The following is a 6,000-nucleotide window of genomic DNA, read 5'->3' as shown; positions in this document are numbered from 1 at the left end:
GCCCTGAAGGGCAGAACGCCCATCGCCGCCCTCAAGGACTGGCAACGCCAAAGGCCCGAGCTGTTCAGGAAGCGCGTCTACAATCACACGGGATGCGACAGCTATGGGCAGAATCGTTGGTTGTGATATCGGTGATATCCACAATTCGGATCCCGGTCTCTACCGCGAGACGCTGGATAGCCGGATCATGCACGTCGGCAAGTCCTAGCCGCATCCGTCGAGCTGCCAGCCGCGACGAGAGTTTCAGTGCCGGGTCATCTGATGAGACGAGTACCGTGATCGGATGCTTCATCCGGCCCAAGGTCGCCATCTGGGCACGGAAGAGGTCGATATCGATGTCTGGTGCGGCCAGAACCAGCTCGATCCGGTCAAGAACGGCGCCTCGCCCGGCGAGGCGCAGCTGCACCAGCGTCTCCATCGTCAGCCGCGCACCCATGCTATGGGCGAGCACTGGTACAGGTTCGCTACTACGACGGTTCTTCGTCAGGAGCCCGAGCAGATCGGCGAGGGCTGCACGAGAGAAGTCTGAAGCATCGCGGTCGGCAAGATAGGCTCCCGCATTACCTGCCGAGGGCCAGGTGAAGAGCACCGGCGCACCCTCCAGATGGGCATCAACCGAAAGCTGCACGGCCCGATAGAGCGCCTCCTGATAGCGCGTGTTGAATCCGTGGATATAGAGCCCCACGCCCGAGCGCGGCAGTCGCCCGGCAAAACCCTCGCGGCTGAGCTCGGTCTGCTTGCGCACGGTGAAATTCTTCGTGGCATCGCTGGCCCCATCGGGCCATTCGATCCGCCCCGGCTTATGGCCTGGCGGCACCGAGACCTCATATTCCAGCCAGTTCGGGCTGGTGGCGCGGGTTGCACCATAGGCACCGGGCGATTGCGCATCGGGTGCACGAGTTGTCACTGTCAGCACCTGCACGATGCGGGCACCTGCAGGCAGGGCCCCGTCATCGGGAGCCAGAACCTCGGGCCCCGGGCGTGTGTTGCAGGCAGCCAACACGAGAGTCAGAGTAAGCAGCAGGCGACTGAGCATCTTGTATTACCGCAGGAATTTGCGGAATCGTATCAGCGCCAACCAGAACAGCGCCACTCCGATTGCCGCCAGCACCGTGAATTGCGGCCAGACCACATCCAGTCCTGCGCCCCGGAAGAGGATGGCTTGCGAGAGGATGATGAAATGCGTGTTCGGCGCGGCGAGCATGATGGTCTGGATGATCTCGGGCATGGACTCGCGCGGTGTCATCGCACCCGACAGCACTTGCAGCGGCAAGAGTGCCATCATGAGGAGAAGCGCGAATTGCGGCATCGAGCCTGCAACGGTGGCAAGGAAAATGCCAAGCCCGGTCATCGCGAAAACCATCAGGACTGCACCCGCCAGAAACAGCGCAACCGAGCCCTGCACCGGTACCGCCATCAAGCCCTGCACCACCAAGATGAGCGAGAAGCTCGATCCCAGCAGGACTACCAGACCCATGGACCAGATCTTGGAAAACATGATCTCGGTTGCAGTGACGGGCATGACCAGCAGATGCTCGACTGTGCCATGTTCCTTCTCGCGGATCAGGGCCGCGCCGGTCAGGATCAAAGACAGCATGGTGATTGATTGGATCACGCTGGAAATCGCGCCGAACCATTTCGGATCAAGCGATGGATTATAGCGGGCGCGCAAAGCCAGATCGACGGGCAGCACGGTCTCGGCCCGGTGGCCCGCAACATATTCCGACACCTCTGCCGAGACGATCTGCTGGATGTAGCCGCCGCCCGTGAAAGCCTGACTCATCCTGGTCGCATCGATATTCAGCTGGATCGCCGGGCTTTTGCCCGCCAACACATCACGCGCAAAGTCTGGCGGTATGTTCAGCGCAAAGGTGTCCAGCCCCTGATCCATCCGGTGATCCATCTCGGCCGTGGTGATCATCTGCGGTTCGACAAAATAGGGTGGGTAGAAGGCCGAGGAAATCCGGGTCGACAGATGCGACTGATCTTCGTCGACGATGGAGATCGCGGCATTGGTCAGCGCCTCCGGCTCGGCATTCGAGGAGGTCCAGACCGAAAGCGAGAAGGAATAGACGATCAGCACCAGCATCACCGGATCGCGCCAGAGACCGCGCAATTCCTTGACGCCCAGATTGAAGGTGTTGCGCAGGTTCATCGCATACTCACTTCGCCTGTTTTTGCAGGAAGACCGCCGCCAGCCCCATCACGACGGGAATGGCGATGCCCATAGCCATCATCGGCCCTGCCAGCTCTGCCAGCCCGAAGGACTTCGAGAAGGATCCACGCGCGGCGGTGATGAACCAGGTCGAAGGGTAGATCTCGCCTAGCACCCGGCCAAAGCCTGAGAGCGAGGAGACCGGGTCGATCAGGCCGGAATAGCTGACCGCCGGGATCAGCGTCAGCAGCGCGGTTGCGAAGAGCGCCGCAACCTGGCTTGCGATAAAGACCGAGACGAGGAAGCCCAGTGCCGTAGTCGCTGTGACATAGATCAGCGCCGAAAGGGTGAAGCCGAGGAAACTCCCGTTGAAGGGCACCGCAAAGAAGGTGACCGCCATCGCCATCATCAGGAAGAAGTTCAGCATTGCCAGCGCGATATAGGGGAGTTGCTTGCCAATCAGGAATTCAAGCCGCGTCACAGGTGTGACGTAGAAATTGATGATTGAGCCGAGTTCACGTTCGCGCGCGACCGAAAGCGTCGTCAGTATCGCTGGGATGAGCAACAGCAAAAGCGGTATGATTGCCGGCACCATTGCGTTCAGGCTGCGCACATCGGGGTTGTAGCGGTAGCGGGTGACCAGCTCAAAGCTGCCGGCGGTTGCGGCATCGCCGTAGATCTGTCGGGCCTGGCGCATGATCCAGTCGGTATGCATGCCCTGCACATAGCCTTGCACGGTATTTGCATGTGTGGGGTTGGCACCGTCGAACCAGGCACCGACCTGGACGTTACGGCCTGCCGCAACGTCAGCGCCAAAACCGGGCGGTATTTCGATCGCCAGCGCGAGTTCTCCCGAGCGCATCCGCGTGTCGATCTCATCATAACTCGTCAGCGTCTGCTGTTCGATGAAATAGCGCGAGCCTGCGATATCGGCGATATAGCTGCGGCTGGTGGTAGACTGGTCGCGGTCCAGTACGGCGAAGGTGAGATCCTCGACATCCAGATTGATGCCCAACCCGATCACGATCATCAGAATGAGGCTGCCGACCAGCGCCATGGTCAGCCGGATCGGGTCGCGTTGCAATTGCAGGCTTTCCAACCGCGAATAGCTCAGGAGGCGGCGCAGGCTGAAGGCAGGTTGTGGCGCGGCTTGCGTAGGTGTGGCCTCAGCCACCGGGGCCTCTGATGCGGGCGCAGGGGTGGTATCACCAATCGCCTCTTGAAGATAAGCGATGAAAGCGTCTTCTAGTGTGGCGCAGCCTTTGGTCTTTGTGATGCCTTCGGCTGTATCCGAGACCAGCACCTTGCCCGCATGCATCAGGCTGATGCGGTCACACCATTCGGCCTCGTTCATGAAATGGGTCGAGACGAAGATCGTCACGCCATCCTTGCGCGACAGTTCCGCCAGAATACGCCAGAAGCCGTTCCTCGCCACCGGGTCGACGCCCGAGGTCGGCTCGTCAAGGATAAGGATCTCGGGCGCGTGGATCATCGCCACCGCCAGCGACAGACGCTGGCGAATGCCCAAGGGCAGCGCCTCGGGCAGGCTGTCGATAACATCGCCCAGATCAAAGCGGGCGATCATCTCGGACACGCGTCCGGGGATCTTCTCCGCAGGCATATTGAAAAGCCGCGCATGCAGCTCAAGGTTCTGCCGCACCGTCAGCTCGGAATAGAGCGAGAAGGCCTGGGACATGAAACCGACCCGACGACGCACGGCAAGGTCACTCGCATCGACCTCATGGCCGAAAAGCTTCGCACGGCCCTCGGTCGGCTCCAAAAGCCCCGTGAGCATTTTCATCGTCGTTGTCTTGCCGCAGCCGTTCGAGCCGAGGAAGCCGAAAATCTCGCCCTTCGGTATGCGGAAGGACACGCTATCGACCGCAACGAAATCACCAAAGCGCTGTGTCAGCCCCTCGGCCTCGATGGCGATCTCGCTGTTACCGCCCGCGCGCGGCGGGATCACCACGGCGCTGTCCTCGCCCCGGTCCTCTTCGGGCAACAACGCGATGAAGGCGGCGTCGAGGTTCTCCGCGCCGGTGCGCGACAAAAGATCCGCCGTGGTGCCGGTCGCCAGCACTCGGCCCGCATTCATCGCGACCAGCCAGTCGAACCGCGCGGCTTCTTCCATATAGGCGGTGGCGGTAATCACGCTCATCTGCGGCCGCGTCACACGGATGCGGTCGATCAGATCCCAGAATTGCCGCCGCGACAGCGGATCAACGCCGGTGGTCGGCTCGTCAAGGATCAGGAAATCCGGATCATGGATCAGCGCACAGCACAGCCCCAGCTTTTGCTTCATGCCGCCCGACAGCTTTGCCGCCGGCCGGGCGCGAAAGGGCGTCATCCCGGTCGCGGCCAGAAGATCGGCGATGCGGCGGTCGCGCTCGGCCTTGTTGTGGCCGAAAAGCGAGCCGAAGAAATCAAGGTTCTCCTCGACCGAAAGCGTCGGATAAAGGTTCTTCCCCAGCCCCTGCGGCATATAGGCGATGCGCGGGCAGACGCGATTGCGATGCGCCACATCGCGCATATCGCCGCCCAGAACCTCGACCTTGCCGTCCTGGATCACCCGCGCACCGGCCAGCAGGGACAAAAGGCTCGACTTCCCGACCCCGTCCGGACCGATCAGCCCGACCATGCGGCCCGAAGGGATTTCCAGCGTCACATCATCCAGCGCCGTGACCTTGCCGTAGCGCAGTGTCAGGCCGGAAACTCCGGCGACAGGACCAGAAGCGGGACCGGTCATTTCACGACATTTGCAAGAAAGTCGGGCCAGGCGGTATTGGGGTCAAGCCGCAGATAAGCCATGCCCGGCAGGCCGGTTTTGACATATTCGATATGGCGGGCCAGCAGCTCCGGATCGATGCGGGCACGAACGCGGAACATCAGCTTCTCGCGCTCATCGGCGGTCTCGACCGTCTTCGGTGTGAACTGCGCCACATCGGCAACGTAGGAGACCGTGGCCGGGATCACCAGCTCCTGCGCTGCATCCATCACGAGGCGTACCTCGGATCCCACCTGCACCCTGCCAACCTGCGAGGTCGGCAGGAAGACCGTCATATAGACATCGCCCAGATCGACAAGGCTGAGGATACGTCCGCCCGAGCCGACGATCTCACCCTCTTGCGCGATACGATACTGGATGCGGCCAGAGCGCGGCGCTTTCAGCGTGGCATCGTCCAGCGTGGCCTGGATCGCATCGATCGAAGCCTTTGCCGCATCTACGGCGGCACCTGCATCAACGACCTGAGCCTCGGCGCTGCTCACCCCGGCCAGCGCCGCTGCATGGCTTGCTTCTGCCGAAGCCACCCCTGCACGGGCCTGGGCGTCACGGGCACGATCATCATCGAGCACCTGCTGCGAAATCGCGTTGGATCTGACCAGCTGCTCAGAGCGCGCCAGCCGCAGTGCGGCGGCTTCGGCAACCGACGCCGCCTGATCAACCGCTGCCAGCGCCGCGCGTTCCTGCGCCTCTGCCTGAGCCACCAGCGCCTTTGCGGTCTCGACACCGATCTCGGCCCGGGCAAGCTGCGCCTCGGACTGGCGTTTCTGCGCGTTCAGCTGAACGACGTCCATCTGAACCAGAACATCGCCGGCCTTGACCAGATCACCCTCAGCTGCATTGATTGCAGCGATCCGCCCGCCGGTCAGTGCCGCGATATCGACCTCCGTTGCCTCGATCCGACCATTGGCACTGGTAAAACCTGTCGGCAGACCCGCAGGCTGCAGCCGGTTCCAGGTCAACCACCCAAGTGCAGCTACAACGGCGAGGCCGCCCAGAATGATGGTGTTCCTGCTCGGTTTTGCCATGACCCGCCTCTGATGATGTGCTGATAGATACGTTG

At 61.9% G+C, this 6,000-nt stretch carries 3 protein-coding genes and 1 pseudogene; all 4 read right to left on the bottom strand.

All coding sequences use genetic code 11. The annotated features are described in order from the left end of the window. Positions 1-121: 121 nt before the first annotated feature. A pseudogene (locus IE126_RS21645) lies at positions 122-1,036 on the bottom strand (alpha/beta hydrolase); the annotation flags it as partial. Positions 1,037-1,042: 6 nt separating this feature from the next. Next, on the bottom strand, positions 1,043-2,155 hold the full coding sequence (locus tag IE126_RS21640) for an ABC transporter permease (RefSeq protein WP_036700974.1): 1,113 nt from the start codon (positions 2,153-2,155) through the stop codon (positions 1,043-1,045). A 7-nt stretch (positions 2,156-2,162) separates the two neighbouring features. Then, the gene (gene rbbA / locus IE126_RS21635) at positions 2,163-4,901 is read right to left on the bottom strand and encodes a ribosome-associated ATPase/putative transporter RbbA (protein WP_036700977.1); all 2,739 of its coding nucleotides are present in this window, start codon (positions 4,899-4,901) and stop codon (positions 2,163-2,165) included. After that, a complete protein-coding gene (locus tag IE126_RS21630) occupies positions 4,898-5,965 on the bottom strand; it encodes an HlyD family secretion protein (protein ID WP_036700979.1) in 1,068 nt (355 codons plus the stop codon). The genes rbbA and IE126_RS21630 overlap by 4 nt, the downstream gene beginning before the upstream one ends. Positions 5,966-6,000: the final 35 nt, after the last annotated feature.

The organism is Gemmobacter nanjingensis, from assembly GCF_014652195.1.
Classification (GTDB): domain Bacteria; phylum Pseudomonadota; class Alphaproteobacteria; order Rhodobacterales; family Rhodobacteraceae; genus Gemmobacter; species Gemmobacter caeni.
This window is presented reverse-complemented; position numbering and strand designations above follow the sequence as displayed.